Source organism: Pseudomonas sp. MONT-RG-20F-20-E-7-02, from assembly GCF_022662395.1.
GTDB lineage: Bacteria > Pseudomonadota > Gammaproteobacteria > Pseudomonadales > Pseudomonadaceae > Aquipseudomonas.
The window spans coordinates 718598-743960 of the sequence record NZ_JAKNQN010000001.1; the positions used below are offsets into that span (position 1 = coordinate 718598).

Annotated in this window: 31 protein-coding genes; 18 read left to right on the forward strand and 13 right to left on the reverse strand. The window is 58.8% G+C overall.

What is annotated here, in order from left to right; translation table 11 throughout:
- The first annotated feature begins 5 nt into the window (after nucleotides 1-5).
- Entirely contained in the window at nucleotides 6-647 is a 642-nt protein-coding gene (gene pcp, locus L8I05_RS03255) for a pyroglutamyl-peptidase I (protein WP_242167180.1), read from the forward strand.
- A gap of 71 nt (nucleotides 648-718) precedes the next feature.
- Here the strand turns inward: pcp and L8I05_RS03260 are convergent, their stop codons facing one another.
- The 4 genes from L8I05_RS03260 to L8I05_RS03275 all read right to left on the reverse strand — a co-directional run bounded on the left by L8I05_RS03260 (nucleotide 719) and on the right by L8I05_RS03275 (nucleotide 3972).
- Nucleotides 719-2119 (reverse strand): heavy metal sensor histidine kinase, encoded by a 1401-nt coding sequence (locus L8I05_RS03260; protein ID WP_242167181.1) that lies wholly within the window; start codon nucleotides 2117-2119, stop codon nucleotides 719-721.
- Nucleotides 2116-2787: a heavy metal response regulator transcription factor gene (locus L8I05_RS03265; protein ID WP_016970977.1), complete on the reverse strand. Its 672-nt coding sequence runs from the start codon at nucleotides 2785-2787 to the stop codon at nucleotides 2116-2118. The genes L8I05_RS03260 and L8I05_RS03265 overlap by 4 nt, the downstream gene beginning before the upstream one ends.
- Nucleotides 2788-2829: 42 nt before the next feature.
- On the reverse strand, nucleotides 2830-3090 hold the full coding sequence (locus L8I05_RS03270; RefSeq protein WP_242167182.1) for a DUF2790 domain-containing protein: 261 nt from the start codon (nucleotides 3088-3090) through the stop codon (nucleotides 2830-2832).
- A gap of 111 nt (nucleotides 3091-3201) precedes the next feature.
- Nucleotides 3202-3972 carry an alpha/beta hydrolase gene (locus tag L8I05_RS03275; RefSeq protein WP_242167183.1) on the reverse strand — a complete coding sequence of 257 codons (771 nt, stop codon included), beginning with the start codon at nucleotides 3970-3972 and terminating at the stop codon, nucleotides 3202-3204.
- A 218-nt stretch (nucleotides 3973-4190) separates the two neighbouring features.
- On the opposite strand from L8I05_RS03275, the gene L8I05_RS03280 reads away from it, so the two are divergent.
- Complete coding sequence (locus L8I05_RS03280) at nucleotides 4191-4868, forward strand: HAD-IA family hydrolase (RefSeq protein ID WP_242167184.1); 678 nt, start codon at nucleotides 4191-4193, stop codon at nucleotides 4866-4868.
- Between the two features lie 20 nt (nucleotides 4869-4888).
- Here the strand turns inward: L8I05_RS03280 and L8I05_RS03285 are convergent, their stop codons facing one another.
- The 3 genes from L8I05_RS03285 to csrA all read right to left on the reverse strand — a co-directional run bounded on the left by L8I05_RS03285 (nucleotide 4889) and on the right by csrA (nucleotide 5945).
- The gene (locus L8I05_RS03285; protein WP_242167185.1) at nucleotides 4889-5185 is read right to left on the reverse strand and encodes a hypothetical protein; all 297 of its coding nucleotides are present in this window, start codon (nucleotides 5183-5185) and stop codon (nucleotides 4889-4891) included.
- 94 nt (nucleotides 5186-5279) lie between these two features.
- Entirely contained in the window at nucleotides 5280-5543 is a 264-nt protein-coding gene (locus L8I05_RS03290) for a hypothetical protein (protein ID WP_242167186.1), read from the reverse strand.
- Between the two features lie 207 nt (nucleotides 5544-5750).
- Nucleotides 5751-5945, reverse strand: coding sequence for a carbon storage regulator CsrA (gene csrA / locus L8I05_RS03295; RefSeq protein ID WP_003192511.1), 195 nt, complete (start codon nucleotides 5943-5945; stop codon nucleotides 5751-5753).
- A gap of 262 nt (nucleotides 5946-6207) precedes the next feature.
- On the opposite strand from csrA, the gene L8I05_RS03300 reads away from it, so the two are divergent.
- Complete coding sequence (locus tag L8I05_RS03300) at nucleotides 6208-6573, forward strand: SPOR domain-containing protein (RefSeq protein WP_242167471.1); 366 nt, start codon at nucleotides 6208-6210, stop codon at nucleotides 6571-6573.
- Nucleotides 6574-6604: 31 nt separating this feature from the next.
- Here L8I05_RS03300 and L8I05_RS03305 read toward each other — a convergent pair whose 3' ends face one another.
- The 3 genes from L8I05_RS03305 to L8I05_RS03315 form a co-directional block, all read right to left on the reverse strand.
- Nucleotides 6605-7294: an endonuclease I family protein gene (locus L8I05_RS03305; protein WP_177017545.1), complete on the reverse strand. Its 690-nt coding sequence runs from the start codon at nucleotides 7292-7294 to the stop codon at nucleotides 6605-6607.
- A 4-nt stretch (nucleotides 7295-7298) separates the two neighbouring features.
- Complete coding sequence (locus L8I05_RS03310) at nucleotides 7299-7550, reverse strand: DUF1654 domain-containing protein (RefSeq protein WP_159958072.1); 252 nt, start codon at nucleotides 7548-7550, stop codon at nucleotides 7299-7301.
- Nucleotides 7551-7730: 180 nt separating this feature from the next.
- Nucleotides 7731-8819 carry an asparaginase gene (locus L8I05_RS03315; RefSeq protein ID WP_159958070.1) on the reverse strand — a complete coding sequence of 363 codons (1089 nt, stop codon included), beginning with the start codon at nucleotides 8817-8819 and terminating at the stop codon, nucleotides 7731-7733.
- 495 nt (nucleotides 8820-9314) lie between these two features.
- Here L8I05_RS03315 and L8I05_RS03320 point away from each other — a divergent pair, with 495 nt between their 5' ends.
- From L8I05_RS03320 to L8I05_RS03350, 7 genes are read left to right on the forward strand one after another with little or no spacing between them, the layout of a single operon-like run.
- A complete protein-coding gene (locus L8I05_RS03320) occupies nucleotides 9315-10274 on the forward strand; it encodes a sugar ABC transporter substrate-binding protein (protein ID WP_242167187.1) in 960 nt (319 codons plus the stop codon).
- Nucleotides 10275-10331: 57 nt separating this feature from the next.
- Nucleotides 10332-11885 carry a sugar ABC transporter ATP-binding protein gene (locus tag L8I05_RS03325; RefSeq protein WP_242167188.1) on the forward strand — a complete coding sequence of 518 codons (1554 nt, stop codon included), beginning with the start codon at nucleotides 10332-10334 and terminating at the stop codon, nucleotides 11883-11885.
- Complete coding sequence (locus L8I05_RS03330; RefSeq protein WP_176998751.1) at nucleotides 11882-12859, forward strand: ABC transporter permease; 978 nt, start codon at nucleotides 11882-11884, stop codon at nucleotides 12857-12859. Before L8I05_RS03325 ends, L8I05_RS03330 begins: the two co-directional genes overlap by 4 nt.
- A 3-nt stretch (nucleotides 12860-12862) precedes the next feature.
- Nucleotides 12863-13885 carry a LacI family DNA-binding transcriptional regulator gene (locus L8I05_RS03335; protein WP_159958062.1) on the forward strand — a complete coding sequence of 341 codons (1023 nt, stop codon included), beginning with the start codon at nucleotides 12863-12865 and terminating at the stop codon, nucleotides 13883-13885.
- 23 nt (nucleotides 13886-13908) lie between these two features.
- Entirely contained in the window at nucleotides 13909-14826 is a 918-nt protein-coding gene (rbsK, locus tag L8I05_RS03340) for a ribokinase (protein ID WP_242167189.1), read from the forward strand.
- Entirely contained in the window at nucleotides 14823-15227 is a 405-nt protein-coding gene (gene rbsD, locus L8I05_RS03345) for a D-ribose pyranase (protein WP_242167190.1), read from the forward strand. Before rbsK ends, rbsD begins: the two co-directional genes overlap by 4 nt.
- 25 nt (nucleotides 15228-15252) lie before the next feature.
- On the forward strand, nucleotides 15253-16281 hold the full coding sequence (locus L8I05_RS03350) for a nucleoside hydrolase (RefSeq protein WP_159958056.1): 1029 nt from the start codon (nucleotides 15253-15255) through the stop codon (nucleotides 16279-16281).
- Nucleotides 16282-16314: 33 nt separating this feature from the next.
- On the opposite strand, the gene L8I05_RS03355 is transcribed toward L8I05_RS03350, so the two are convergent.
- Nucleotides 16315-16527, reverse strand: coding sequence for a hypothetical protein (locus L8I05_RS03355; protein WP_159958054.1), 213 nt, complete (start codon nucleotides 16525-16527; stop codon nucleotides 16315-16317).
- Between the two features lie 155 nt (nucleotides 16528-16682).
- Between L8I05_RS03355 and L8I05_RS03360 the strand changes: the two genes are divergently transcribed.
- On the forward strand, nucleotides 16683-16991 hold the full coding sequence (locus tag L8I05_RS03360) for a hypothetical protein (RefSeq protein WP_177017551.1): 309 nt from the start codon (nucleotides 16683-16685) through the stop codon (nucleotides 16989-16991).
- Between the two features lie 143 nt (nucleotides 16992-17134).
- Nucleotides 17135-17455 (forward strand): I78 family peptidase inhibitor, encoded by a 321-nt coding sequence (locus L8I05_RS03365; RefSeq protein ID WP_159958050.1) that lies wholly within the window; start codon nucleotides 17135-17137, stop codon nucleotides 17453-17455.
- Between the two features lie 73 nt (nucleotides 17456-17528).
- Here the strand turns inward: L8I05_RS03365 and L8I05_RS03370 are convergent, their stop codons facing one another.
- Together L8I05_RS03370 and L8I05_RS03375 are read right to left on the reverse strand one after the other, a co-directional pair.
- The gene (locus tag L8I05_RS03370) at nucleotides 17529-17741 is read right to left on the reverse strand and encodes a cold-shock protein (RefSeq protein WP_003234260.1); all 213 of its coding nucleotides are present in this window, start codon (nucleotides 17739-17741) and stop codon (nucleotides 17529-17531) included.
- Between the two features lie 289 nt (nucleotides 17742-18030).
- The gene (locus tag L8I05_RS03375) at nucleotides 18031-18345 is read right to left on the reverse strand and encodes a hypothetical protein (RefSeq protein WP_242167191.1); all 315 of its coding nucleotides are present in this window, start codon (nucleotides 18343-18345) and stop codon (nucleotides 18031-18033) included.
- Between the two features lie 368 nt (nucleotides 18346-18713).
- On the opposite strand from L8I05_RS03375, the gene thrS reads away from it, so the two are divergent.
- The 6 genes from thrS (at nucleotide 18714) to pheT (ending at nucleotide 25360) form a co-directional block, all read left to right on the forward strand.
- A complete protein-coding gene (gene thrS / locus L8I05_RS03380) occupies nucleotides 18714-20636 on the forward strand; it encodes a threonine--tRNA ligase (RefSeq protein ID WP_159958046.1) in 1923 nt (640 codons plus the stop codon).
- Nucleotides 20636-21187 carry a translation initiation factor IF-3 gene (gene infC / locus L8I05_RS03385; RefSeq protein ID WP_015884933.1) on the forward strand — a complete coding sequence of 184 codons (552 nt, stop codon included), beginning with the start codon at nucleotides 20636-20638 and terminating at the stop codon, nucleotides 21185-21187. Before thrS ends, infC begins: the two co-directional genes overlap by 1 nt.
- A gap of 60 nt (nucleotides 21188-21247) precedes the next feature.
- Entirely contained in the window at nucleotides 21248-21442 is a 195-nt protein-coding gene (gene rpmI / locus L8I05_RS03390; RefSeq protein WP_002553160.1) for a 50S ribosomal protein L35, read from the forward strand.
- A 30-nt stretch (nucleotides 21443-21472) separates the two neighbouring features.
- A complete protein-coding gene (gene rplT, locus L8I05_RS03395; RefSeq protein WP_053257052.1) occupies nucleotides 21473-21829 on the forward strand; it encodes a 50S ribosomal protein L20 in 357 nt (118 codons plus the stop codon).
- A 109-nt stretch (nucleotides 21830-21938) separates the two neighbouring features.
- Nucleotides 21939-22955: a phenylalanine--tRNA ligase subunit alpha gene (pheS, locus tag L8I05_RS03400; RefSeq protein ID WP_003192486.1), complete on the forward strand. Its 1017-nt coding sequence runs from the start codon at nucleotides 21939-21941 to the stop codon at nucleotides 22953-22955.
- A gap of 26 nt (nucleotides 22956-22981) precedes the next feature.
- Nucleotides 22982-25360, forward strand: coding sequence for a phenylalanine--tRNA ligase subunit beta (gene pheT / locus L8I05_RS03405; RefSeq protein ID WP_242167192.1), 2379 nt, complete (start codon nucleotides 22982-22984; stop codon nucleotides 25358-25360).
- Nucleotides 25361-25363 lie beyond the last annotated feature (3 nt).

Below are 25363 nucleotides of genomic sequence, written 5' to 3' on the forward strand. Positions count from 1 at the left end.
ACCGGATGCAAACAGTACTGCTGACGGGCTTCGAGCCCTTTGACCAAGACTTGATCAACCCATCCTGGGAGGCTGCGCGCCAGTTGGATGGCGTGCAACTGTCCGAGGATGTGCAGATTGTGGCGCGTCGCCTGCCCTGCGCGTTTGCCACGGCGGGGGAGTGCCTGGCCGAGCTGATCGCCGAGCTGCGCCCGGTGATGGTCATCGCCACGGGGCTCGGGCCTGGGCGCAGTGATTTATCCATGGAGCGGGTGGCGATCAACGTGAATGATGCACGTATCCCCGACAACCTCGGCGCGCAACCTGTAGACACGGCGGTGGTGGCCGGCGGGCCGGCAGCCTACTTCAGCACGTTGCCGATCAAGGCCATGGTCAAGGCCGTGCGCGAGGCGGGGGTTGCTGCGTCGGTTTCGCAGACGGCGGGAACCTTCGTGTGTAACCAGGTGTTTTACCTGTTGCAGCACGCACTTGCCGGTACGGCAATACGCAGTGGTTTTATCCATGTGCCCCCCATGCCGGAGCAGGTCACAGGCGTGGCGCAGCCTTCGATGGCATTGGAGACATTGGTTAAAGGTTTACGGGTGGCGGTTCAGGCGGCTTGGGGCACGCAAGTGGACATCGCGCGAACCGGAGGGCAGGTCAGCTGATCTTGCTTGGGAAAGCGGTAAGGTGGTGACAGACAATTTTTTTGCAAAACCAAGGTTCGGGCCGGGCGCTCTCAGTCTTCCCGCCGAGGAAAGAACAACTCAAAACATGTCACGCCGTCTTCACTGGTGACGCTGTAGCGACCGTTATGCAACTGCATGATGGTCGCGACAATCGACAGTCCCAATCCATTGGACTGTGCCGAACGTTCCCGCGACTCATCCACCCGGTAAAACCGCTCGAACAGCCTGGGCAGATGCTCGGCAGGAATCGTCTCGCCGCGGTTGCTGACACTCAGGCTGATGCCTTCAGCAGTGGCCGTCGCCTGGATCAACAGCTGCGAACTCGGCGCGCCGTACTTGATCGCGTTGGCACACAGGTTTGCCAGCGCCCGGCGCAACAGCATCGGTTCGGCCCAGATCACGCCTTCGCCCTGCGCAAGAATGCTGATCTGCACATCGCTCGCCAACCCTTCAAAGTAGTCAGCCATACGTTCCACTTCATCCGCCGCACTCAGTTCCTGGCGTTGGCGCAGCGCGCTGGCCGGGTCGGTGCGGGCGAGGAACAGCATGTTGTCGAGCATCCGCGCCAGGCGCTCGAGCTCTTCAACATTGGAGGCGAGTAATTGTTGATAGCTCTCGATGCTGCGGTGCTGTTGCAGGGCGACTTGGGTTTCGCCCAGCAGGTTGTTGATCGGCGTACGCAGTTCGTGAGCCATGTCGGTAGACACCTGGCCCAGTTGCACAAAACCCTTGGCCAGGCGCTCGAGCATGGTGTTGAACGAGTCGATCATTGGCAGCAGTTCTTTCGGCGTACCGTGGCTGTCGAGGCGTTCGGCCAGGTTGCCTACGCCGATGCCCTGGGCGTGCCTGGCCAGGCGCCGCAGCGGCAGCAGCCCACGGTGCACCAGCAGGTAACCGACCAGGGCGAGGATGACTGCCGCGATGCTGGCCAGCACAAACACACTCAAGCGATAGCTGGCGAGCATGGCCGTGCGCTCGGTCATCAAGCGCCCGGTGGTGACTTGCAGGCTGCCCAGGTCGCCGGTATCGATGGACGCGGCGACAGTGGCGAAGGGCACGCCATTTACGCCGGGTAAATGGTGCACATCGGAAAACCCCAACGTTTGGTTTTTTGGTACGGGCGTCACGTTCGGCATGTCAATGTTGCCCGGGTTGACCAGCAGTAACGGCTTTTGCCCCGGCGCCGCGATGCTCAGCACTGACTCGCTGTTGCCCAGCATGTTCTGGAACAGCTCCGGCTTGGTCTTGATCAGGTCCAGGGTGTTGCTGTCATTGAGCAGGTTGCGCAACTGGTCGGCGCGATAGATCAGGGCCGCATCGTCACGCTTGATCAGTTCCCGCTCAAGCTCGCGATACAGCGCGACCCCCAGCGTGGCCAGCAGGGCGAAGGCGAGCAAGGCGAAGATCAGCGCCAGGCGCAGGGTCAGTGAGTAATGCCGGCGATTGTTCATGGCTGGGTATCGAAGCGGTAGCCAATGCCGCGCACGCTGTGGATCAACTTGAGCTGGAACGGATCGTCGATTTTCAGGCGCAGGCGCCGTACGGCGACGTCGACCACATTGGTGTCGCTGTCGAAGTTCATGTCCCAGACCCGCGAGGCGATCATCGAGCGTGACAGCACTTGGTCTTGATGGGTCGCAAACAAGTGCAGCAGCGCGAACTCTTTATTGGTCAGGGTGATGCGCGTACCGGCGCGGGTGACGCGGCGTTTAAGCACGTCGATTTGCAGGTCGGCGATCTGCAGCTGTTCTTCTTCGCGGCTCGGGCCGCGGCGGGTCAGGGTACGCAAGCGCGCGACCAGCTCGGCGAAAGAGAACGGTTTGATCAGGTAATCATCGGCGCCCAGTTCCAGGCCCTTGATGCGATCAGCAATGTCGTCGCGAGCGGTCAGGAACAGCACCGGCGTATCGGCTTCTTTGCGCAGGCGGCGCAGCACCTCCCAGCCGTCCATTTTCGGCATCATCACATCCAGCACAATGACGTCGAATGGCGTTTCCAGCGCCTGGTGCAAACCGTCCACGCCATCGCGGGCAAGGCTCACGGAGTAACCCAATTCCTGCAGACCGTTGAGCAGGTAATTGCCGGCCTTGGGTTCGTCTTCGACTACGAGGATGTTCATGGGAGGAGCCCTGATGCTAGGTGTGGCGCAAGTGTAGCCCGATCAATTGTCACTGGCGCAGCCGATGCCTTGCACTTGGTAGTCCAGTACGTGTTCGCGGCCCTGGTGGTCCAGGTAGTCGAGGCGGGCAGGGACGATGCCGCATTGGCCGTAGGTGTCGGTGCTCGACAGCACTTTGTCGACATCCAGGTGCACGAAGAAGCCGGTTTTGTCGTGAATCACGTGAGTGGCAGCCGTGGTGTCGGCGGCAAACGCGGAACCGGTAGCCAGCAAAGCGGCAAAGCCCAGGATAAACAGTTTCATGGCAGTAGCTCTCTTTAAGGGTTGGCTGCCAGGCCCTGGCAGTGAGTTCACAGTAACCAGGCGCCCCAAACAGCCAACCAACAGGATCATGACAAGTTCGTAATGAAAGAATTAAGGCTGGCGACCGGACGCTTCGAGGATCAAGTCGGTGACTTCCTTGGCGTGGGACACCAGCGACAAGTGGCTCGATCGCAGCTCGATGGTGCTGGCGTTCATGCGCTTGGCGAGAAAGCGTTCCAGGTCCGGGTTGATGGTCTGGTCATTGCTCGACACCGCGTACCAGGACGGTTTGGTGTGCCAGGCGGCGTTCACCGTACGGCCGCTGAACAGGGTCTTGGTGATCGGTTGTTGCACCGCGTACAACTCCAGTGCCTTGGCGCGCGGCACATCGGCGGCAAAGTACTTGAGGAAGGCGTCCTGGCTCAGGGTCAGGTAGCCGTCGTGATCTTCCACGCCGGCACGCACCGGCATGGTTGGGTACTTGGCGGAAAGCGCGACGAAGTCTTCGTTGGCGTCCGGCGCACGGGCGGCCACGTACACCAGGGCGCTGACTTTCGGGTTGACCCCGGCGTCGCTGACCACGGTGCCGGCGTAGGAATGGCCGACCAGCACCGTAGGACCGTCCTGTTGATCCAGCACGCGATTAGTCGCGGCGACGTCATCGGCTACCGACGTCAGTGGGTTCTGCACAGCGGTGACGTGCAGGCCGGCGGCCTGGAGCCGGGTGATCACCTCGGACCAGCTCGAACCGTCAGCCCAGGAACCGTGGACCAGCACAACGTTATTGGCTTTGACCGGTGCGACGGTGCCGGCCATCGCGGTGCCGGTGCCCAGCATCAGCAGGCCGGCGGCGATCAGGCAGAGTTTGCTTGCAGGTTTCATCGGGTGGACCCTTTTCATCTGTGGGAAGTGGCGTCAACCGCTGTGGGTGACTGACGACTCCACTGTATGAAGTGAGGGTGCTGACAAGACTTACAGCTTGATTACAAGGTTGTAATGCAAGCGTATGGGGATCGGTGCGCAGCGTTTACAAGTGGGAAGGGGATCCGTAGATTGCATCGGGGTCAGCATTTGTTACCGATCAAAAGGAAAGCCAAGCCGTGTCCATTTCAGGCCCCGCCGCATTTACCCAACGCTTCCGCGCCTTTCTATTCGACATGGACGGGACCTTGCTCAACTCCATCGCCGCTGCCGAGCGGGTGTGGAGTATCTGGGCTGAACGCCATGGCCTGGATGTACCGGCCTTTCTGAGCACAATTCATGGCGCACGGGCCATCGACACCATCACCCGTCAGGCGCTCCCCGGCGTCGACCCTGAGGTTGAAGCGCAGTGGATTACCGAGGCTGAGCTGAATGATGTCGAGGGTGTGGTTGCGATTCCCGGCGCGGTTGAATTCCTGAACCGGTTGCCCGCCAGTCAATGGGCGTTGGTGACGTCTGCACCCAAGGAGCTGGCATTACGCCGGTTGCAAGCGGCGGGCATTTCGCCGCCGCAGGTGCTGGTCACGGCCGAGGATGTCGCTATCGGCAAACCGGACCCCGCCTGTTATGTGCTGGGTGCACAACGCCTGGGTGTACGTGTGCAGGACTGCCTGGTGTTCGAGGATGCGACGGTGGGAATTCGGGCCGGGGAGGCGGCGGGAGCAGCGGTGGTGGTGGTGACCTCAACGCACCTGAAGCCCATGGCGACGGCACATGCATCGATCGATGGCTATGAGCAGTTGCACGTCGAGCGCGATGATGACGGCCTGTTGAGTTTGCACAGCGTGGCGGACTGAAACGAAAAAAGCCGAGCGCGTTACCGGTCTCGGCCTTCTTCCCTGGCGTCGTGATTGGGTGACGCTTGCTGTCGGTTACTGCGCATGCCCTGGCGGGACATCACCATTTCCCTGAGGATCTCATTGGCCAGCCGGGCAATCGCTTCGGCGCCGCGATAATGCGCGCGCACAATGCCGGTAATTGCGAAATGGTCGGTTTCGGGGCCGCTCAAGATGGCTGAAAGGGTGCCGTCAGCATGCAGCGTGCAGGTGATCTTGTAGCTGGGCAGACGGGCCGCCAGTGCAGATTCGATGTCGGATTTGCTGAGGGTATCCATCTGCTTTAACGCCTTTCACTGATCGTGCACGCCCAAGCATAGATCTTGCTGTGAGGCTGTAAATACCGGCGATCAGATAGTGTATTAACGCCCATTAACCCGCAGGTTTGCGATGCGTAAGGTGGCTGGCTCGCTGGCACATTTTGCGTTGAATGATCGTCTGTATGGGCTTGAGGCAGAACACAAACAGGTAACCGCACAACAGCAGCACCAGGTCCAGCCAGGAGGGCGCATCCCAGGCGGCGGCACCTTCAATTTCGTATCTCAAGCCATATTCCACGCCGGCAAAGGCCAGCCCGATCAGCAGGGCGATCATCCAGGAACAGGCGACAAAGTGTTGCATAGAGGTGCGCCTCATCGACGTACTCCTGAGTGCGCTCAGTTGTCGGCAGAATGGCTCACCCGTTTTGGCTGTGCACCACGCGACAAGTTCCGAATTATGAAGACAGTTTCATCTTGCGTGGAAGATGAAGAGAGCGACGCTCTGGACGCAAAAGAGCGAACAGGCCTAAAGGGTCTTCGCCAGCCGTTACAGTAAACGAAAAGGCTGGCTACTGAGGGCGCTTCAAGGAGTCTGGTTTTTGTCCGGAGCAGTCAGGCCGGCCTGGATGCGCTGGTAAATCTCCTCGCGATGCACGGCAACGTCCTTGGGTGCGTTGATGCCGATTCGTACTTGCTGGCCGCTAACGCCCAGAATGGTGATCGTGATGTCATCACCGATGTTTATGCTTTCACCGACTTTGCGGGTGAGTATAAGCATGGACTTCTCCTTGATTACTTTTAAGGACACATGTTTCAGACAGGGCAGATGTCGGATGTGTGTAGCTTACTGCTAAGCGCTTCCCTGTGACTGCCTCTTTTAGGACGCATAGAGGCGACATTAATTCCCATGACGGCATCATACAGGTCTGCGATACATCATTCGCATTGTTTAAGCCAACGTTTATGACGGCCAGAATAGACAGTGAATGATAAAGTTGCCTCTTTATCCTTAAAGGAGCAGGGCAGTGCGTAAAGTAGCGATGGCAATGGCGGTGTTGGCATTGGCCGGTTGCGGTGAAGGCAAACCTGTCGAAGCGCCCAAGGCCAAGCCTGCCGTGACTGAAAGCCAGCCACAAACCGGTGCAATTGCCGCCCAGGAATGGGACGTATGGGTTGGGCCGCCGGACCACAAGCTGCAGGCGATCACCGACCTGGCCGCCTGGTTGCTGGAGCATGGTTTCAATTTTTATATCGTGAAGGAAGACGGCAAGGATCAGGTATTGCTGGGGCCGTTCGCCAGTAAGGCCGAAGCCGAAGCCAAGCAGGCGTTGTTGACCGAAAAACTGGCACGCGCCAAGAAAAACGACACCGAGTCGCAGGTCATCGAGCACAAGACTGCGCAGTAGCCGGCAAGTTGGGCGGGTGTCCCGCCCAGTTTCAACCGCAGGCCTTAAGGTTTACCGGGCCGACAAACTCATTCCCGCGCCCCATCACGCACGCTACGGTCTGGTTGCGCTGGCGTTCCCAGGCTTGCACCGGGTACGTCTTGTTCCAGGCTTCATACAGTTGCCGATCCTGTTTTGACAGGCGCAAGCCGTACTGTTTGCTCATATAGAAATACGTGCGGGCGATCATCCCGCGAATCGATGGGCGCGGCATGACCTTCTTGGCCTTGAAGTCCACCTGGGTCAGGCACGAACCGTACTGCCCACGTTGAACCGGCAGCCAGCCAAAACTGAAGTTGTTACGGTCGCCATTGACCTCGCCGATACTTGGCACCAGGTTGTGCAGGTCTGCTTCGGCGCGCTTGAACACGTCGTCGTGGCGCGTACAGTTTTTGCGCCCGCCGTTCTGCCAGCATTGGCGCTGATGGCCGATCTGCCAGGCCGGAACGATGTGTTCCCATTCGATGCGTGCGGCACGACTGGCATTTTTGCGCGGGATGTAACCGCAGGCTTTCAAGTTCACACGGTTGCCGGTGTATTTGCAGCCGCAGTAAAACTCCGTGGATTGTGGGGCGTATAGAGTCCAGGCGACTTTCTTGGCTTCGCTGAAAGTTCGCGGCGCCTGGGCGTGGGCTGTGACGGAAAGCAGTAAACACATCACAGCGATAAAGCGGACACTCATTGAATCAGTCTTCCTTCGGCACAACCCAGAAAATTTGCACACCGCCGTCATCCCGATAGGCAAGGGTGACGTTGTCGTTTTCAGCAATTTCTTCCAGTAAGCGTGCCCATTCCTCTTCCGGCTCTTCCGGCAAACGAAAGATCAAGGCCGCCTTGGCTTTCTGGGCGTTGGTTGAATTGATGATTTTTTGCACGCGAACGGCCAGGCGTTGGTAGGCGTCAGGTGGAGTTGGCGCTGCGGAAGAAGACTTTGCCACGGAGCATTCCTTAGTTTGCTGTATGTGTATACAGTATTTAACTGTAAGCAATTTCGCAACTGCTTAAAACTCAAGACCATCGTGTAAAAACGATTGGGGGCAAGGCGGGGGCTTACAGCGAGGGTATTTGGTGGGTGGTAGAGGCGGGTTAACCCGCCTCTACGCAGGTGTTACCAGGAATCAATATTCCCAGAACATCCGTTGCAGCTCTTTGCTGTCCTGGGTCTTGGTCAGCGCAACCATTGCCAGGATCCGCGCTTTCTGCGGGTTCAGGTCGTGGGCAGCGACCCAATCGTACTTGTCGTCAGGCTGTTCGGCGTTACGCAGCACGAAACCGCCGGCGTTCACGTGGGAAGAGCGAATGATCTGCACGCCTTGCTTGCGCAGTTCCTGCAGCGCAGGGACCACCTTGGACGACACCGAGCCATTGCCGGTGCCGGCATGGATGATGGCTTTGGCGCCAGCCTGGGCCAGGGCCTTGACCGCGGTGTCGCTCACGTTGCCGTAACCGTAGGCAATTTCCACATCCGGCAGGCTTTTGATGGTCTTGATATCGAACTCGGAATCCATGGTGTGGCGCTTGGCAGGCAGGCGGAACCAGTAGGATTTGCCTTCAACCACCATGCCCAATGGCCCCCACGGGCTCTTGAACGCTTCGGTCTTGATGTTGATCATCTTGCTCACGTCGCGACCCGATTGGATCTCGTCGTTCATGGTGACCAACACGCCCTTGCCACGGGCGTCTTTGCTACCGGCTACGGCCACGGCGTTGTACAGGTTGAGCATGCCGTCCGCCGACATGGCGGTGCCTGGGCGCATGGAGCCGACGACCACGATCGGCTTGTCGGTTTTTTCCACCAGGTTCAGGAAGTAAGCGGTTTCTTCCAGGGTGTCGGTGCCGTGGGTTATCACGATGCCGTCGACGTCTTTGCTGTCGGCCAGCTCCGCAACGCGGCGACCCAATTGCAGCAGGTTTTCGTTGTTGATGCTTTCCGAAGCAATTTGCATCACTTGCTCGCCGCGCACATTGGCGATCTGGCTAAGCTCAGGAACACCGGCAATCAATTGCTCGATACCGACTTTGGCCGCCTGGTAGGTGGCACTGTTGGCAGCGCTGGCGCCGGCACCGGCAATGGTGCCGCCGGTGGCGAGGATCACCACGTTGGAGAGTTTGGTCTTGGTTTCAGCTTCCTTTGCCTGGGCGGCAACGGGGAACAGCAGCAGTAGGGCGAGGGCGCCCGGAACAAAGGTTTTCAGTGCAGATTTCATTATTTTTCTCTCTGGTTTTTGATGAGTGCGGTAGCAGGTTCATCTAGAACACCCGGGCGGTTCTGAACGCCGCGTGGTGCTGAGAAAGAGCAGGATTTGTACCAAGCTGATTGTGTCTGGCCAGATAAATTAACGTGTTGATTTAAAACAACTTATGTTGATTTTTTCGGCTGGTTGGAAACGTTTGCGTCCGGCTTTCCGAACGTCGAGGTAGTATTGCGTTCGGTTGTCCGAAAAGCAGGGTGGAATATCGACCGGATGTGTATGACAAGTACATCGCTGCCTGTCGTTTTAGAGAACGACTGGAGGAGGGCAATGTTTAATCTCATCAACACCCTGGCTTAAAAGGCGGAGGGTGGAGGGCTTGGATGAAAGACGACGCTCACCCGTTGACAAATCTCGACAAGGTTCTCATAGTTTGAATAACGCAAACGTTTGCGAGATGTTTCACGGCGCGAGCGTTGCTCACAATAATCATAAGATCGGAGTGAACCCATGAAGCTGCCATTCGCTGGACGTCTTCTTGCTGTCGCTGTGCTTGCTGCCGCATCCGCTGCTCTACCTCTCTCTTCTGCCTTTGCTGATGACGCCGCCGCCAAACCCAAGGTCGGCCTGGTGATGAAGTCCCTTGCCAACGAATTTTTCGTGACCATGCAGGACGGCGCCAAGAAGTATCAGAAAGACCACTCTGCTGACTTCGACATGATCACCAACGGTATCAAGAACGAAACCGATACCAGCGCGCAGATCGACATCGTCAACCAGATGATCCTCGCCAAAGTAAACGCCATCGTGATCGCCCCTGCCGACTCCAAGGCACTGGTCACTGTGCTGAAAAAGGCCTCCGATGCCGGCATCAAGGTCGTCAACATCGACAACCGCCTTGACCCGGACGTGCTGAAAAGCAAAAACCTCGATATCCCGTTTGTAGGTCCGGACAACCGCAAAGGCTCCAAGCTGGTGGGTGACTACCTGGCCAAGCAACTGGCTGCGGGTGACAAGGTCGGCATCATCGAAGGTGTACCGACCACCACCAACGCCCAGCAGCGCACCGCAGGCTACAAGGATGCGATGGACACCGCCGGTATGAAAATTGTCTCCACCCAATCGGGTAACTGGGAGATCGACCAGGGCCAGAAAGTCGCCTCCGCCATGTTGAGCGAATACCCGGACCTCAAGGCACTGCTGGCCGGTAACGACAACATGGCGCTGGGTGCTGTGTCTGCCGTACGTGCAGCTGGCAAGGCCGGCAAAGTGCTGGTTGTGGGCTATGACAACATCGAAGCCATCAAGCCGATGCTGCAGGACGGCCGCGTGTTGGCGACTGCCGACCAGGCCGCTGCCCAGCAAGCCGTCTTCGGTATCCAGAACGCGCTCAAGCTGGTCAAGGGTGAGAAAGTCGATGCCAAAGACGGCGTGATCGAAACCCCGGTCGAACTCGTCCTCAAGAAGTAATCCTGGCAGTACCCAACAGCGCCCGCTCGTCCTGAGCGGGCGCCTGGAGATTTTTCTATGTCATCTTCCGCCCCGAACGTTGTCCTCTCGGTCAGCGGTATCGGCAAGACCTATGCGCAACCGGTTCTGTCCGACATCACCCTGACGCTCAATCGCGGAGAAGTGCTGGCACTGACCGGTGAAAACGGCGCAGGTAAAAGCACCTTGTCGAAAATTATCGGCGGGTTGGTCACGCCGACCACCGGCAACATGCAGTTCAATGGTCAGGATTACCGCCCCGGCAGCCGCACCCAGGCCGAAGAACTGGGCGTGCGCATGGTCATGCAGGAGCTAAACCTGCTGCCGACGCTGACCGTGGCTGAAAACCTGTTCCTGGACAACCTGCCCAGAAACTGCGGGTGGATCAACCGCAAGGAACTGCGCAAAGCTGCGATCGAAGCCATGGCCCAAGTCGGCCTGGATGCGATCGACCCGGATACCCTGGTTGGCACCCTGGGCATCGGCCATCAACAAATGGTCGAAATCGCTCGTAACCTGATCGGCGACTGCCATGTGCTGATCCTCGACGAACCCACGGCCATGCTCACCGCCCGTGAAGTCGAGATGCTCTTTGAACAGATCACTCGCCTGCAGGCCCGGGGCGTGGCGATCATTTATATTTCGCACCGGCTGGAAGAACTGGCCCGTGTTGCCCAGCGCATTGCAGTGCTGCGCGACGGCAAGCTGGTCTGCGTCGAGCCGATGGCCAACTACAACAGTGAGCAACTGGTGACCTTGATGGTCGGTCGCGAACTGGGTGAAAAGATCGACCTGGGCCCGCGCACCATCGGCGGCCCGGCCCTGACGGTCAAAGGGCTGACGCGCTCGGACAAGGTCCGCGACGTGTCCTTTGAAGTACGTGCCGGTGAGATCTACGGCATCTCAGGCCTGATCGGCGCCGGTCGCACTGAACTGCTGCGCCTGATCTTCGGCGCGGACCTGGCAGACAGCGGCACCGTCGCCCTGGGCTCGCCAGCCAAGGTCGTGAGCATTCGTTCGCCGGTCGACGCGGTGGGCCACGGTATCGCCCTGATCACCGAGGACCGCAAAGGCGAAGGCCTGCTGCTGACTCAATCGATCAGCGCCAATATTGCCTTGGGTAACATGCCGGAAATCTCCGGCGGCGGTGTGGTGAATAGCCGTGACGAAACCGCGTTGGCCAAGCGCCAGATCGACGCCATGCGCATTCGCAGCTCCAGCCCGGCGCAATTAGTCTCGGAGCTGTCGGGCGGCAATCAGCAAAAGGTCGTGATCGGTCGTTGGCTGGAGCGTGATTGCTCGGTGATGCTGTTCGATGAGCCGACGCGGGGCATCGACGTCGGCGCCAAGTTCGATATCTATGCCTTGCTCGGCGAATTGACGCGCCAGGGCAAAGCGCTGGTGGTGGTGTCCAGCGACCTGCGAGAGCTGATGCTGATCTGTGACCGCATCGGCGTGCTCTCCGCCGGGCGCCTGATCGAAACCTTCGAGCGCGACAGTTGGACCCAGGACGAATTGCTCGCCGCCGCCTTTGCCGGCTACCAAAAACGTGATGCGCTGCTCAACGACGCAGCGCTTAGGGATACCCCATGAAAACCACTACTTCCCCGGGTAAAACCGGCGGCAACTTCTACGGCCTGGGCACCTACTTGGGCCTGGCCGGTGCCTTGCTGGCGATGATTGCGCTGTTCTCGGTGCTGAGCGATCACTTCCTGTCCTATGACACCTTCAGCACCCTGGCCAACCAGATCCCGGACCTGATGGTGCTGGCGGTGGGCATGACCTTTATCCTGATCATCGGCGGCATCGACCTGTCGGTGGGCTCGGTGCTGGCACTGGCCGCGTCGGCCGTCAGTGTGGCTATTCTCGGCTGGGGCTGGAGCGTCCTGCCGGCCGCCGTGCTCGGCATGGGCTGCGCGGCGTTGGCCGGCACCATCACCGGTTCGATCACCGTGGCTTGGCGTATCCCGTCGTTTATCGTGTCCCTCGGCGTGCTGGAAATGGCTCGCGGCGTGGCTTACCAAATGACCGGTTCGCGCACCGCCTACATCGGTGACTCGTTTGCCTGGCTGTCGAACCCGGTGGCCTTCGGGATTTCGCCCTCGTTCATCATTGCCTTGCTGGTGATCATCGCCGCGCAGCTGGTGTTGACCCGTACGGTGTTTGGTCGCTACCTGATCGGTATCGGCACTAACGAAGAAGCCGTGCGCCTGGCCGGCATCAACCCCAAGCCTTACAAGATCCTGGTGTTCAGCCTGATGGGCTTGCTGGCGGGCGTGGCCGCTCTGTTCCAGATCTCGCGCCTGGAAGCGGCGGACCCGAACGCGGGCTCCGGCCTGGAACTGCAGGTGATTGCGGCGGTAGTGATCGGCGGCACCAGCCTGATGGGCGGGCGCGGCTCGGTGATCAGTACCTTCTTCGGTGTGTTGATTATTTCGGTACTGGCCGCAGGCCTGGCGCAGATCGGTGCCACCGAGCCCACCAAGCGCATCATCACGGGTGCCGTAATCGTGATTGCCGTGGTCCTCGACACCTACCGCAGCCAGCGCGCCAGTCGGCGGGGCTAAGCCATGGCAACGATCAAGGATGTGGCAGCGCTTGCGGGTATTTCCTACACCACCGTGTCCCATGTGGTGAACAAGACGCGGCCGGTCAGTGAACCTGTGCGGATCAAGGTTGAGGCGGCAATCAAGCAGCTCGACTACGTGCCGAGTGCGGTAGCGCGTTCGCTCAAGGCCAAGACCACCGCCACCATCGGCCTGCTGGTGCCCAACAGCCTCAACCCGTATTTTGCCGAGTTGGCCCGCGGGATCGAGGATTACTGCGAGCGAAATGGCTACTGCGTGATCCTCTGCAACTCCGACGATAACGCTGAGAAGCAGCGCAGTTACTTGCGTGTGTTGCTGGAGAAACGCATCGACGGCTTGATCGTGACCTCAGTCGGTGGCGACGACAGCGGCCTGGCTGCCGGCTTGAGCGCGGTACGCACGCCCATGGTGATTGTCGACCGTGCGTTGGACGGCATTGATGTCGACCTGGTGCGCATCGATCACGAGGAGGGCGCCTACCTGGCGACCCGGCACTTGCTTGAACTCGGTCATCGCGACATTGCCTGTATTGGCGGCCCCGGCCACACTCGCGTGGCGCAAATGCGACTGGCGGGCTACCACCGCGCGCTGCGAGAGGCGGGCGTTGAGGTGGCGGCTGGGCGCACGCGGGAAAGTGACTTCACCAGTACGGGCGGTTATGCCGCAGCGGTGCAACTGCTGTCGGACAACCCGCCCAGCGCGATTTTCGCCAGCAACGACATGATTGGTTTCGGCGTATTGCGTGCCGCGGCCGAGCGCAATATTCGCGTGCCCGGCGAGCTGTCGGTGATTGGCTTCGATGATATTCAAATGGGCCGTTACGTGTACCCGGCGCTGACAACGGTCGGCCAGTCGATCGTGCAGCTGGGCGAGACGGCGGCCGAGCTTTTACTGCGACGAATTGCAACACCCCAATTGCCGATCGATCAACGCATCGTGACGCCGAGTATTGTTTTGCGTGAGTCGACGGCGCCGTTTGCCGGTGTGTTCGCCCAATACCGCTGAACCGAATTGATGAGTACTGATGTATGCCAGCAAAAGTAGTGGTAATAGGCAGCTTGAACATGGACCTGGTCACCCGCGCCAGTCGCTTGCCGCGCGCCGGTGAAACCCTGATCGGCCAGACGTTCTCGACCGTCCCCGGCGGCAAGGGCGCAAACCAGGCCGTGGCCTCGGCGCGCCTTGGGGCGGAAGTGGCGATGATCGGCTGCGTCGGCACCGACGCCTATGGCATCCAACTGCGCGATGCGTTGTTGGTTGAAGGCATTGATTGCCAGGCCGTCAGCACCGTGGACGGCTCCAGCGGCGTGGCGTTGATTGTGGTGGATGACAGCAGCCAGAACGCGATTGTGATCGTGGCCGGCAGCAACGGTGAGCTGACGCCGGCTTCGTTGCAAACGGCTGATTCAGTGTTGCAGGCCGCCGACGTGATCGTCTGCCAGCTGGAAACGCCGATGGACACCGTAGGCCATGCCCTGAAACGCGGTCGTGAGCTGGGCAAGACGGTGATCCTCAACCCGGCGCCCGCCAGCGGCCCATTGCCGGTGGAGTGGTTCGCTTCGATTGATTACCTGATTCCCAACGAAAGTGAAGCCCATGCCTTGACCGGCGTGACCGTCGATTCCATCGACAGCGCCAAGGTCGCCGCGACGCAACTGATCAAGGCGGGCGCCGGCAAAGTCATCATTACCCTTGGCGCCCAGGGCGCCCTGTTTGCCGACGGCCAAGGCTTTGAGCACTTGGTAGCGCCCAAGGTCAAGGCGGTGGACACCACTGCCGCAGGTGACACCTTCGTCGGAGGTTTCGCCGCCGCGCTCGCCAATGGCAAGAGCGAAGCCGAGGCCATCCGCTTTGGCCAGGTAGCCGCTGCGTTGTCAGTGACCCGCGCCGGTGCGCAACCCTCTATTCCTACGCTGCACGACGTTCAAGGTTTTGTGCCCTCATGAAAAAGACACCTTTGCTCAATATCGCCCTGTCGCGCGTGATCGCGTCCCTCGGCCATGGCGACATCCTGGTCATCGGCGATGCCGGCCTGCCGGTGCCGCCCGGCGTCGAGTTGATTGACCTGGCGCTGACCCAGGGCATTCCCGATTTCATCAGCACCCTGCGCATCGTGCTCAGTGAAATGCAGGTGGAAAGCCATGTATTGGCCGAAGAAATCCTGCTCAAACAGCCGCCTGCGCTCACTGAACTCAACAGCCTGACCGAACAGGCCGCACTCGGCGAACGACGCCTGGTCAGTCACGAAGAATTCAAACAATTGAGCCGCAAGGCCCGCGCCGTGGTGCGCACGGGTGAATGCCAGCCTTATTGCAATATTGCGCTGGTGTCCGGCGTAACCTTCTAGAGTTCCCTACGACAAGGAGTGTTTCATGCAACGTAGTCTCCCTTCCCTGAAAAACCTGTTTCGGAGTGTCCTGCTTTTGTCCGCGCTCACCGCAGCCAGCGCCCACGCGGCGGAAAAAATCGACCTGATCATCGACACCGACCCAGGCGCTGATGATGTAGTGGCCTTGCTGTTTGCCATGGCCTCGCCGCAGGAATTGAATATTCGTGCACTGACCACCGTCGCCGGCAATGTGCGCCTCGATAAAACCTCGCGCAACGCGCGCCTGGCCCGCGAGTGGGCAGGGCGCGAAGACATTCCGGTGTATGCCGGTTCGCCAAAGCCGCTGCTGCGCACGCCGATCTACGCTGAGAATATCCACGGTAAGGAAGGTATTTCCGGCGTTGCCGTGCACGAGCCGAAAAAAGGCTTGGCCGAAGGCAACGCCGTTGACTACCTGATCAAGACCCTCAGCACCGCCAAGCCGCATAGCATCACCATCGCCATGCTTGGCCCGCAGACCAACCTGGCACTGGCGCTGACCCAGGCGCCGGAAATCACCCAAGGCATCAAGGAAGTGGTGGTGATGGGCGGTGCGCACTTCAACGGCGGCAACATCACGCCGGTGGCCGAGTTCAACCTGTTCGCCGACCCGGCGGCTGCCGAAATCGTGCTCAAAAGCGGGGTCAAGCTGACCTATCTGCCACTGGACGTAACCCATAAGGTACTGACCAGTGACGCGCGCCTGAAACAGATCGCCGACATCAAGAACAACGCCAGCAAAATCGTTGGCGATATTCTCAACGAGTACGTCAAAGGCGACATGGAGCACTACGGCATTCCAGGCGGCCCGGTCCACGATGCCACGGTTATTGCCTACCTGCTCAAGCCTGAGCTGTTCAGCGGCCGTGAAGTCAACGTGGTAGTCGACAGCCGTGAAGGCCCTACCTTCGGCCAGACCGTCGTCGATTGGTACGACGGCCTGAAACAACCGAAGAACGCCTTTTGGGTTGAAAATGGCGATGCCCAGGGCTTCTTCGATCTGCTGACCGAACGCCTGGCGCGTCTGAAGTAATGAGGTTGCCGGTCGGCGTTCGCCGGCCGGTTCTTACACGCGCTCGGGGTCGTGAGCGCCCATATGATCGGCCGGGTATTTCTCGAATATCTTGCCGATGAAAGTCTTCGCGGCTTGCGTGCCCAGTTCCTTGACCAGCAGGTCGATTCCGATGATTGCCAATTCCTCCGGGCTTCCGGGGCTGTAGGAACTTTGTCCTTGGGGCCACTTGGCTTTGATGTCGGCTTGGAGGGTCACAGTGGTCATGGGGGGCTCACGGTTGAAAGTACTGGGCAGTGCGCTAAAACGCGGTTCTTACCAAGGCAGTTAACCATTTTTGGCTGGGGTTTGGCACTGCTACTTAGGCATGAGGCATGCGCTGTGCGACACTGTGCCCCTGTCTAATTGCCGGGGAACACCAGGTGCAGATCGATTTGAACAACCCCGATAACCTGACGCTGGAGGCTGTTCGCCAGCTGCTGGCCAGTGCCAGTGACGACGAACACACTCAGTTGCGGGTGACCAAAGCCGGTATCGCTTATATCTCTTCTGGCAGGGCAGTAGGCGGTGTGGATATCGATGGTCTGCTGTTTCGCCTAGAAACCTGGGCCAAAGGCTCCGGTTACGTCGGTAACGTCGCAGCCAGTGATGAAGTTTGGGTCACGCAAATCTACAACGCGCTGAAGCAAAACTGGCCAACGCCGCCGTTTGACTACATCGACATCTACTGAGTGTGTTCATATCTGGTCACGATTGACTGGGCGAATGCTTGCCCTGAGTCAGGCAGACTTGCCTGTGGGCGATTTACGTCTTGAAACCAATCCGCCGGATCGCTGTCGCACGATCTCTGTTCATTTTTATCATAGGAGGCTTCATGCCTTGGAAGCTCGCTTCATTCGGTACTTTGTTGGCAGCACTCGCGTTGGCGGGTTGCAGCACCCCAGGTGCCTCTGAGCCAGCCAAAGACGCTGCCGTGGCTGATGCCGGTCATAGTCGCTGTGAGTCAAAAGCCGCCGACTTCGCGATTGGCCAGAAAGCCTCACCTCAATTGCTGGAGCAGGCGCGTACCCGTGCCGGTGCGCAGAACGCGCGGATCCTCAAGCCTAACGACATGATCACCCTGGAATACCGCTCCGACCGCCTGAACCTGAACACCGATGACAACCTGGTGATCACGCGGGTCAACTGCGGCTGATAACCTGGCGGCTTTTGTAGCGCGCACAAAAAACCCCGTCACATGGACGGGGTTTTTTTAGCTCAGCGGAGAATTACTCGCCGCGAACCTGTGCAGCTTGCATACCCTTTTGGCCTTTCTCAGCCACGAAGGAAACGGTTTGGCCTTCTTTCAGGCTTTTGAAACCGTCGCTTTCGATAGCTTTGAAGTGTACGAACAGGTCGTCACCGCCACCTTGAGGAGTGATGAAGCCGAAGCCTTTTTCATCGTTGAACCATTTAACGGTGCCGGTTTGGCGATTAGACATGGTGTATCTCCAAGAAACATATATTTTCAGTAGTGCTGTGCTGCTCAGGCCAACTGGGCACACAGGGCTATCATAGTCGAAATGTTCGACTTGGGAGCCCCCCCAAGGCATTGTTTGCTAATCAATAGCGTTGCGTTTAGTGCTTTGGTCGGCTGAAAGCCCCGATCTACGGGGCTTCGGCGCGAAATATCAGCTGTTAAAAAAAGCCGTAAAAGCTGCGTAATTTGTGAGAAATGGCAGTTTTCAGGCATTTATTTCAGCAAAACGGCCGTCTGATCAGTGGTCGATCTTACTTTTTCTTCACGACTTTGCAGGACGAAATGGCCGCGACAGCTTTGTTCTTGAGCACGGGATCGGCGTTCTGGTTGGTCATGAGTTCTTTGATTTCTGCCGTGCTCAATTCGGCGTTGATTTTGTCGGCGCCGCATTCGCAATGGTCTTTGGCGGTTTTGGCGTCAACGCTCTGCTGGGCTGCCGCGCTGCAATCTTTGACGAAGCTGTCGCGGGCTCCGGCTGGCCAGTTGGAAGGAGCGGCTGCCTGGGCGCCGAGAGACATGAAAGCCAGGGAAGCGGCGAGAGCGAGGGTCGAGGTGAAACGCATCATGTGGATGCTCCTTTGAGTCGAGGACGAACGGCGATTCTCGGTGGGTTTGAGGCATGTCGTACAGCTCAAGTTCACTTTTGCAGCTATAAAGCCGTGAATTTGCCTTTACACAAGGTGGCGCCACCGCGATGACCGTTCATCTGTGCTAGGATCCTTCGCTTGGCTATTTCCAGGCGCGCCGTTTGCCGCCATGCCATGTTTCTTTTTAGCTCACTCCAGTCACTCTGGTTCGATTATCGGTTGGCCGAAAGGCTCCTGCCGCTGTAAGGCAGGCGTTCATCATTGAACGGCCTGGTGTTGGATCTTGTACTGGCTCATCCCAACCCACGTGACCTTTGGTAGGGGTCACCACTAGGAGAGGAGGCGCCATGCCAACTATTACTCTACCCGACGGCAGTCAACGTTCATTCGATCACTCGGTTTCCGTAGCCGAGGTCGCCGCATCCATTGGTGCCGGCCTGGCCAAGGCCACTGTGGCCGGCAAGGTCGACGGCAAGCTGGTTGACGCCAGCGACCTGATCACCGGCGATGCCAGCCTGCAAATCATTACGCCCAAGGATCAAGAGGGGCTGGAGATCATTCGCCACTCTTGCGCGCACTTGATTGGCCATGCGGTCAAGCAACTGTACCCGACGGCGAAAATGGTCATCGGCCCGGTCATCGACGAAGGTTTCTATTACGATATCGCCTACGAGCGTCCTTTCACTCCGGACGACCTGGCTGCTATCGAAGCGCGCATGCACGCGTTGATCGAAAAAGATTACGACGTGATCAAGAAAGTCACGCCGCGCGCCGAAGTGATCGACGTGTTCACTGCCCGTGGCGAAGACTACAAGCTGCGTCTGGTGGAAGACATGCCGGACGAACAGGCCATGGGCCTGTATTACCACGAAGAATACGTCGACATGTGCCGTGGCCCGCACGTGCCGAACACGCGCTTTCTCAAGTCGTTCAAGCTGACCAAGCTGTCCGGTGCCTACTGGCGCGGCGATGCGAAGAACGAACAGCTGCAACGGATCTACGGCACTGCCTGGGCTGACAAGAAGCAGCTGGCAGCCTACATCCAGCGCATCGAAGAAGCCGAAAAGCGCGACCACCGCAAGATCGGCAAGCGCCTGAACCTGTTCCACCTCCAGGAAGAAGCGCCGGGCATGGTGTTCTGGCACCCGAACGGCTGGACCCTGTACCAGGTGCTCGAGCAGTACATGCGCAAGGTTCAACGCGACAACGGCTACCTGGAGATCAAGACTCCACAGGTCGTTGATCGCAGCCTGTGGGAGAAATCCGGGCACTGGGCCAACTACGCCGACAACATGTTCACCACGCAGTCGGAAAACCGCGACTACGCCATCAAGCCGATGAACTGCCCCTGCCACGTGCAGGTGTTCAACCAAGGCCTGAAGAGCTACCGCGAGTTGCCGATGCGCCTGGCCGAGTTCGGTGCCTGCCACCGCAACGAGCCATCGGGTGCGCTGCACGGCATCATGCGTGTGCGCGGCTTCACCCAGGATGACGCCCATATCTTCTGCACCGAAGAGCAGATGCAGGCTGAATCCGCTGCGTTCATCAAGCTGACCATGGACGTTTATCGCGATTTCGGTTTCACCGAAGTCGAAATGAAGCTGTCCACTCGTCCGGAAAAGCGCGTGGGTTCCGATGAGCTGTGGGATCGCGCCGAGGCAGCACTGGCCGCTGCGCTTGACAGTGCGGGCCTTGCGTACGATCTGCAGCCGGGTGAGGGCGCCTTCTACGGTCCCAAGATCGAGTTCTCGCTGAAAGATTGCCTTGGTCGCGTCTGGCAGTGTGGTACCCTGCAGCTCGATTTTAACCTGCCGATCCGTTTGGGAGCCGAATACGTCTCCGAAGATAACAGCCGTAAGCACCCGGTTATGCTGCACCGGGCGATCCTCGGCTCGTTCGAACGGTTCGTCGGTATCCTGATCGAGCACTACGAGGGAGCATTCCCTGCGTGGCTGGCTCCGACCCAGGCAGTGATCATGAATATCACTGATAAACAGGCCGATTTTGCCGCCGAAGTTGAAAAAACTCTCAACGAAAGCGGATTTCGTGCCAAGTCCGACTTGAGAAATGAAAAGATCGGCTTTAAAATCCGCGAGCATACTTTGCTCAAGGTTCCCTATCTTTTGGTTATCGGAGATCGGGAAGTCGAGATGCAGACTGTCGCTGTGCGTACTCGTGAAGGTGCTGACCTGGGCTCGATGCCCGTCGCCCAGTTCGCTGAGTTCCTCGCGCAAGCGGTTTCCCGGCGTGGTCGCCCAGATTCGGAGTAATTATTATTAAGCGTGAAATGAGACAAGATAAACGAGCTGCACCGAAAGCCCCGATCAACGAGAATATCTCGGCACGCGAGGTTCGGTTAATTGGCGCTGACGGCGAGCAGATTGGCATCGTCTCGATTGATGAAGCGCTTCGTATTGCTGAAGAGTCCAAATTGGACCTGGTGGAAATCTCCGCCGATGCAATCCCACCCGTTTGCCGGGTGATGGACTACGGCAAATCGATCTTCGAGAAGAAGAAACAGGTTGCCGCAGCGAAGAAGAACCAGAAGCAGATTCAAGTAAAAGAAATCAAGTTTCGTCCAGGGACGGAGGAAGGGGATTACCAGGTAAAACTGCGCAACCTGGTACGTTTCCTGAGTGATGGGGACAGGGCCAAGGTATCCTTGCGATTCCGCGGCCGTGAGATGGCCCACCAGGAGCTGGGGATGGAACTCCTCAAGCGGGTTGAAGCTGACCTGCTCGAGTACGGTTCTGTCGAACAGCATCCTAAGATGGAAGGACGCCAGCTGATCATGGTCATCGCCCCGAAAAAGAAGAAGTAATCAACAGGGCACGGCAGGCCTTCTGATTATGTTTATCAACTGAATGCGGAGTATCCGAACATGCCAAAGATGAAGACTAAAAGTGGTGCTGCTAAGCGGTTTCTGAAAACTGCTAACGGTATCAAGCACAAGCACGCTTTCAAGAGCCACATCCTGACCAAAATGTCGACCAAGCGTAAGCGTCAACTGCGCGGTAGCAGCTTGCTGCATCCGTCTGACGTGGCAAAAGTCGAGCGCATGCTGCGCCTTCGTTAATTTTTGGATCAAGACTAGAGGAAGTAACTCATGGCTCGTGTAAAGCGTGGCGTCATTGCCCGTAAACGTCACAAAAAAATTCTGAAACTCGCTAAAGGCTACTACGGCGCACGCTCACGCGTATTCCGTGTTGCCAAGCAAGCGGTAATCAAGGCAGGCCAATACGCCTACCGTGACCGTCGTCAGAAAAAACGTCAGTTCCGCGCTCTGTGGATCGCTCGTATCAACGCTGGTGCACGTGTTAACGGTCTGTCCTACAGCCGTTTCATCGCTGGCCTGAAAAAAGCGTCCATCGAAATCGACCGTAAGGTTCTGGCTGAACTGGCCGTGAACGATAAAGCGGTGTTTGCTGCGATTGTCGAGAAAGCTAAAGCCACCTTGGCTTAAGTACCCCCGACAGTCACCCTGGGTTGCTCCTGCAGCCCAAGGTGGTAAACGTCATAAATAGGGGAAGAGCCTTCAAGCTCTTCCCCTATTTTGTATCTGGAGTCTGTACATGGAAAACCTGGACGCGCTCGTCGCTCAAGCCCTTGAGGCTGTGCAAAGCGCTGAAGATGTAAATGCCCTGGAGCAAATCCGGGTTCACTACCTTGGCAAAAAAGGTGAATTGACTCAGGTGATGAAGACCCTGGGGAATTTGCCGGCTGAAGAGCGTCCGCAAGTCGGTGCGCTGATCAACGTCGCCAAGGAGCGTGTCACAGAGGTTCTCAATGCGCGCAAGGCGTCGCTCGAGGAGGCCGATCTTGCGGCCAAGCTCGCCGCCGAGTCCATTGACGTGACCCTGCCTGGCCGTGGCCAGGCGTCGGGCGGTCTGCATCCGATTACCCGGACTCTGGAACGTATCGAGCAGTTCTTCACCCACATCGGCTACGGCATTGCCGAAGGCCCTGAGGTCGAAGACGACTATCACAACTTCGAGGCGCTCAACATCCCAGGCCATCACCCGGCCCGGTCGATGCACGACACCTTCTATTTCAACGCCAACATGCTGTTGCGCACCCATACCTCGCCGGTACAGGTCCGCACCATGGAAGCGAACAAGCCGCCGATCCGCATCGTCTGCCCAGGCCGTGTGTACCGTAGCGACTCGGATATCACCCACTCGCCAATGTTCCACCAGGTCGAAGGCCTGCTGGTAGATCGCGACATCAATTTCGCCGACCTCAAAGGCACCATCGAAGAATTCCTGCGGGTGTTCTTCGAGAAAGAGCTGGCAGTACGTTTCCGTCCATCATTCTTCCCGTTCACCGAGCCGTCCGCTGAAGTCGACATGGAATGCGTGATGTGCAGCGGTAAAGGCTGCCGCGTCTGCAAGCAGACCGGCTGGCTGGAAGTGATGGGCTGCGGCATGGTTCACCCTAACGTGCTGCGCATGTCCGGGATCGACCCGGAAGAGTTCTCGGGCTTTGCTTTCGGCATGGGCGTGGAGCGTCTGGCCATGCTGCGTTACGGCGTGAACGACTTGCGTCTGTTCTTCGACAACGACTTGCGGTTCCTCGCGCAATTTCGCTAGTCGTAACGAATCTTTAGGAGAGCAGGATGAAATTCAGTGAACAATGGCTGCGTGGCTGGGTAAGCCCGCAGGTAGATCGCGACGAGCTGGTTGCTCGTCTGTCGATGGCCGGCCTTGAGGTCGATAGCGTAACGCCGGCCGCCGGTGTTTTCAGTGGTGTGGTCGTGGGCGAAGTGCTGAGCACCGAGCAACACCCCGATGCCGACAAATTGCGTGTGTGCCAGGTCAGCAATGGCGCGGAAACCTTCCAGGTCGTGTGCGGAGCGCCAAACGTGCGCCCGGGCCTGAAGATTCCGTTCGCCATGATCGGCGCAGAACTGCCCGGTGACTTCAAGATCAAGAAGGCCAAGCTGCGCGGCGTTGAGTCCAACGGCATGCTGTGTTCCCAGGCTGAATTGCAAGTGGGCGAGGGCAACGATGGCCTGATGGAACTGCCGGCTGACGCGCCGGTGGGCCAGGACATTCGTGTTTATCTGGAACTGGAAGACGCCAGCATCGAGGTCGACCTGACCCCGAACCGTGGCGACTGCCTGTCTTTGGCGGGCTTGGCCCGTGAAGTCGGCGCGCTGTACAACGCTCCCGTTACCCGCCCGGCTGTTGCCGCCGTGCCTGCCGTGCACGACGAAGTGCGCCCGATCGAGGTATTGGCACCCCACGCATGCCCGCGTTACCTGGGCCGCGTCATCCGTAATGTCGACCTGTCCAAGCCGACTCCGCTGTGGATGGTTGAGCGCCTGCGTCGCGCCGACGTGCGCAGCATCGACGCTGCTGTCGATATCACCAACTACGTGATGCTCGAACTGGGCCAGCCGCTGCACGCGTTCGATCTTGCCGAAATCAACGGCGGCATTCGCGTACGCATGGCTGAAGAAGGCGAGAAGCTGGTACTGCTCGATGGCCAGGAAGTCAGCCTGCGTGCCGATACCCTGGTGATCGCCGACCATTCCCGCGCCCTGGCCATTGCCGGCGTGATGGGTGGCGAGCACAGCGGTGTATCCGCGACCACCCGCGATATTTTCCTTGAAAGTGCGTTCTTCGATCAGATCGCGATTGCTGGCAAGGCCCGTTCCTATGGCCTGCACACCGATGCTTCGCACCGCTATGAGCGTGGCGTGGACTGGAAACTGGCCCGTGAAGCCATGGAGCGCGCCACTGGCCTGCTGCTGGAAATCACCGGGGGCGAAGCTGGCCCGATCACTGAAACAGTGAGCGAGCAACACCTGCCGTCCGTTGCACCCATCATCCTTCGTGCCAAAAGCGTCGAGCAAATGCTCGGCTTGGTGATCGAGCCGGCTCACATCGAGCAACTGCTGTCGGCGCTGGGCCTGGGCATTTCCGCTGGTGGGGAAGGGCAGTGGCACGTTGAAGTGCCAAGCCATCGCTTTGACATCAGCCTGGAAGTCGACCTGATCGAAGAGCTGGCGCGCCTGTATGGCTATAACCGCCTGCCGGTTCGTTACCCGCAAGCACGCCTGGCCCCGCAGCCTAAGGCTGAAGCCCGTGCGCACCTGCCTGAATTGCGTCGCCTGCTGGTTGCCCGTGGCTACCAGGAAGCGGTGACCTACAGCTTCATCGATCCAAAGCAGTTCGAGCTGTTCAATCCGGGTGTCGAGCCGTTGCTGTTGGCTAATCCGATCTCGAACGACATGGCGGCCATGCGTTCCTCGCTGTGGCCGGGCTTGGTAAAAGCGCTGTCCCACAACCTGAACCGTCAACAAGACCGCGTGCGCATGTTCGAAAGCGGCCTGCGTTTTGTCGGCCAACTCGACGGCCTGAAGCAAGAGCCAATGCTGGCTGGCGTGGTGTGCGGTAGCCGCCTGCCGGAAGGCTGGGCGCAGGGTCGCGACGCCGTGGACTTCTTCGACGTTAAAGCTGACGTGGAAGCAGTATTGGGCTTTGCCGGCGCGCTCGACGCGTTCACCTTTGTGCCCGGCAGCCACCCAGCGTTGCACCCAGGCCAAACCGCACGTATTGAGCGCGAAGGGCGCCTGGTGGGCTTCGTCGGCGCCATTCACCCAGAGCTGTCGAAAACCCTGGGCCTGGACCGTCCGGTGTTTGTTTTCGAGCTGGTCCTGGCTGAAGTTGCCTCGGGCAAAATGCCTAAATTCAGCGAGTTGTCGCGCTTCCCTGAAGTGCGTCGCGACCTGGCGCTGATCGCCGACCGTGAAGTCGCCGCCACTGCCGTTCTGGATGTAATCCGTGAAAATGCAGGGGAATGGCTGACAGACCTCAGGCTATTTGACGTCTATCAGGGTAAAGGCATTGATCCGCATAGAAAAAGCCTCGCAGTTGGCTTGACCTGGCAGCATCCATCGCGCACTCTTAATGACGATGAGGTGAATACCACGACACAAAATATCCTCACCTCGCTCGAACAAAGGTTGAACGCCACGTTAAGGAAGTGACGT

What these genes read in the sequence shown, in the direction of transcription:
- pcp (WP_242167180.1), top strand. Translation starts at nt 6, where the DNA reads ATGCAAACAGTACTGCTGACGGGCTTCGAGCCCTTTGACCAAGACTTG.
- L8I05_RS03260 (WP_242167181.1), bottom strand. Translation starts at nt 2,119, where the DNA reads ATGAACAATCGCCGGCATTACTCACTGACCCTGCGCCTGGCGCTGATC.
- L8I05_RS03265 (WP_016970977.1), bottom strand. Translation starts at nt 2,787, where the DNA reads ATGAACATCCTCGTAGTCGAAGACGAACCCAAGGCCGGCAATTACCTG.
- L8I05_RS03270 (WP_242167182.1), bottom strand. Translation starts at nt 3,090, where the DNA reads ATGAAACTGTTTATCCTGGGCTTTGCCGCTTTGCTGGCTACCGGTTCC.
- L8I05_RS03275 (WP_242167183.1), bottom strand. Translation starts at nt 3,972, where the DNA reads ATGAAACCTGCAAGCAAACTCTGCCTGATCGCCGCCGGCCTGCTGATG.
- L8I05_RS03285 (WP_242167185.1), bottom strand. Translation starts at nt 5,185, where the DNA reads ATGGATACCCTCAGCAAATCCGACATCGAATCTGCACTGGCGGCCCGT.
- L8I05_RS03290 (WP_242167186.1), bottom strand. Translation starts at nt 5,543, where the DNA reads ATGAGGCGCACCTCTATGCAACACTTTGTCGCCTGTTCCTGGATGATC.
- csrA (WP_003192511.1), bottom strand. Translation starts at nt 5,945, where the DNA reads ATGCTTATACTCACCCGCAAAGTCGGTGAAAGCATAAACATCGGTGAT.
- L8I05_RS03300 (WP_242167471.1), top strand. Translation starts at nt 6,208, where the DNA reads ATGGCAATGGCGGTGTTGGCATTGGCCGGTTGCGGTGAAGGCAAACCT.
- L8I05_RS03305 (WP_177017545.1), bottom strand. Translation starts at nt 7,294, where the DNA reads ATGAGTGTCCGCTTTATCGCTGTGATGTGTTTACTGCTTTCCGTCACA.
- L8I05_RS03315 (WP_159958070.1), bottom strand. Translation starts at nt 8,819, where the DNA reads ATGAAATCTGCACTGAAAACCTTTGTTCCGGGCGCCCTCGCCCTACTG.
- L8I05_RS03320 (WP_242167187.1), top strand. Translation starts at nt 9,315, where the DNA reads ATGAAGCTGCCATTCGCTGGACGTCTTCTTGCTGTCGCTGTGCTTGCT.
- L8I05_RS03325 (WP_242167188.1), top strand. Translation starts at nt 10,332, where the DNA reads ATGTCATCTTCCGCCCCGAACGTTGTCCTCTCGGTCAGCGGTATCGGC.
- L8I05_RS03330 (WP_176998751.1), top strand. Translation starts at nt 11,882, where the DNA reads ATGAAAACCACTACTTCCCCGGGTAAAACCGGCGGCAACTTCTACGGC.
- L8I05_RS03335 (WP_159958062.1), top strand. Translation starts at nt 12,863, where the DNA reads ATGGCAACGATCAAGGATGTGGCAGCGCTTGCGGGTATTTCCTACACC.
- rbsK (WP_242167189.1), top strand. Translation starts at nt 13,909, where the DNA reads ATGCCAGCAAAAGTAGTGGTAATAGGCAGCTTGAACATGGACCTGGTC.
- rbsD (WP_242167190.1), top strand. Translation starts at nt 14,823, where the DNA reads ATGAAAAAGACACCTTTGCTCAATATCGCCCTGTCGCGCGTGATCGCG.
- L8I05_RS03350 (WP_159958056.1), top strand. Translation starts at nt 15,253, where the DNA reads ATGCAACGTAGTCTCCCTTCCCTGAAAAACCTGTTTCGGAGTGTCCTG.
- L8I05_RS03355 (WP_159958054.1), bottom strand. Translation starts at nt 16,527, where the DNA reads ATGACCACTGTGACCCTCCAAGCCGACATCAAAGCCAAGTGGCCCCAA.
- L8I05_RS03365 (WP_159958050.1), top strand. Translation starts at nt 17,135, where the DNA reads ATGCCTTGGAAGCTCGCTTCATTCGGTACTTTGTTGGCAGCACTCGCG.
- L8I05_RS03370 (WP_003234260.1), bottom strand. Translation starts at nt 17,741, where the DNA reads ATGTCTAATCGCCAAACCGGCACCGTTAAATGGTTCAACGATGAAAAA.
- L8I05_RS03375 (WP_242167191.1), bottom strand. Translation starts at nt 18,345, where the DNA reads ATGATGCGTTTCACCTCGACCCTCGCTCTCGCCGCTTCCCTGGCTTTC.
- thrS (WP_159958046.1), top strand. Translation starts at nt 18,714, where the DNA reads ATGCCAACTATTACTCTACCCGACGGCAGTCAACGTTCATTCGATCAC.
- rpmI (WP_002553160.1), top strand. Translation starts at nt 21,248, where the DNA reads ATGCCAAAGATGAAGACTAAAAGTGGTGCTGCTAAGCGGTTTCTGAAA.
- rplT (WP_053257052.1), top strand. Translation starts at nt 21,473, where the DNA reads ATGGCTCGTGTAAAGCGTGGCGTCATTGCCCGTAAACGTCACAAAAAA.
- pheS (WP_003192486.1), top strand. Translation starts at nt 21,939, where the DNA reads ATGGAAAACCTGGACGCGCTCGTCGCTCAAGCCCTTGAGGCTGTGCAA.
- pheT (WP_242167192.1), top strand. Translation starts at nt 22,982, where the DNA reads ATGAAATTCAGTGAACAATGGCTGCGTGGCTGGGTAAGCCCGCAGGTA.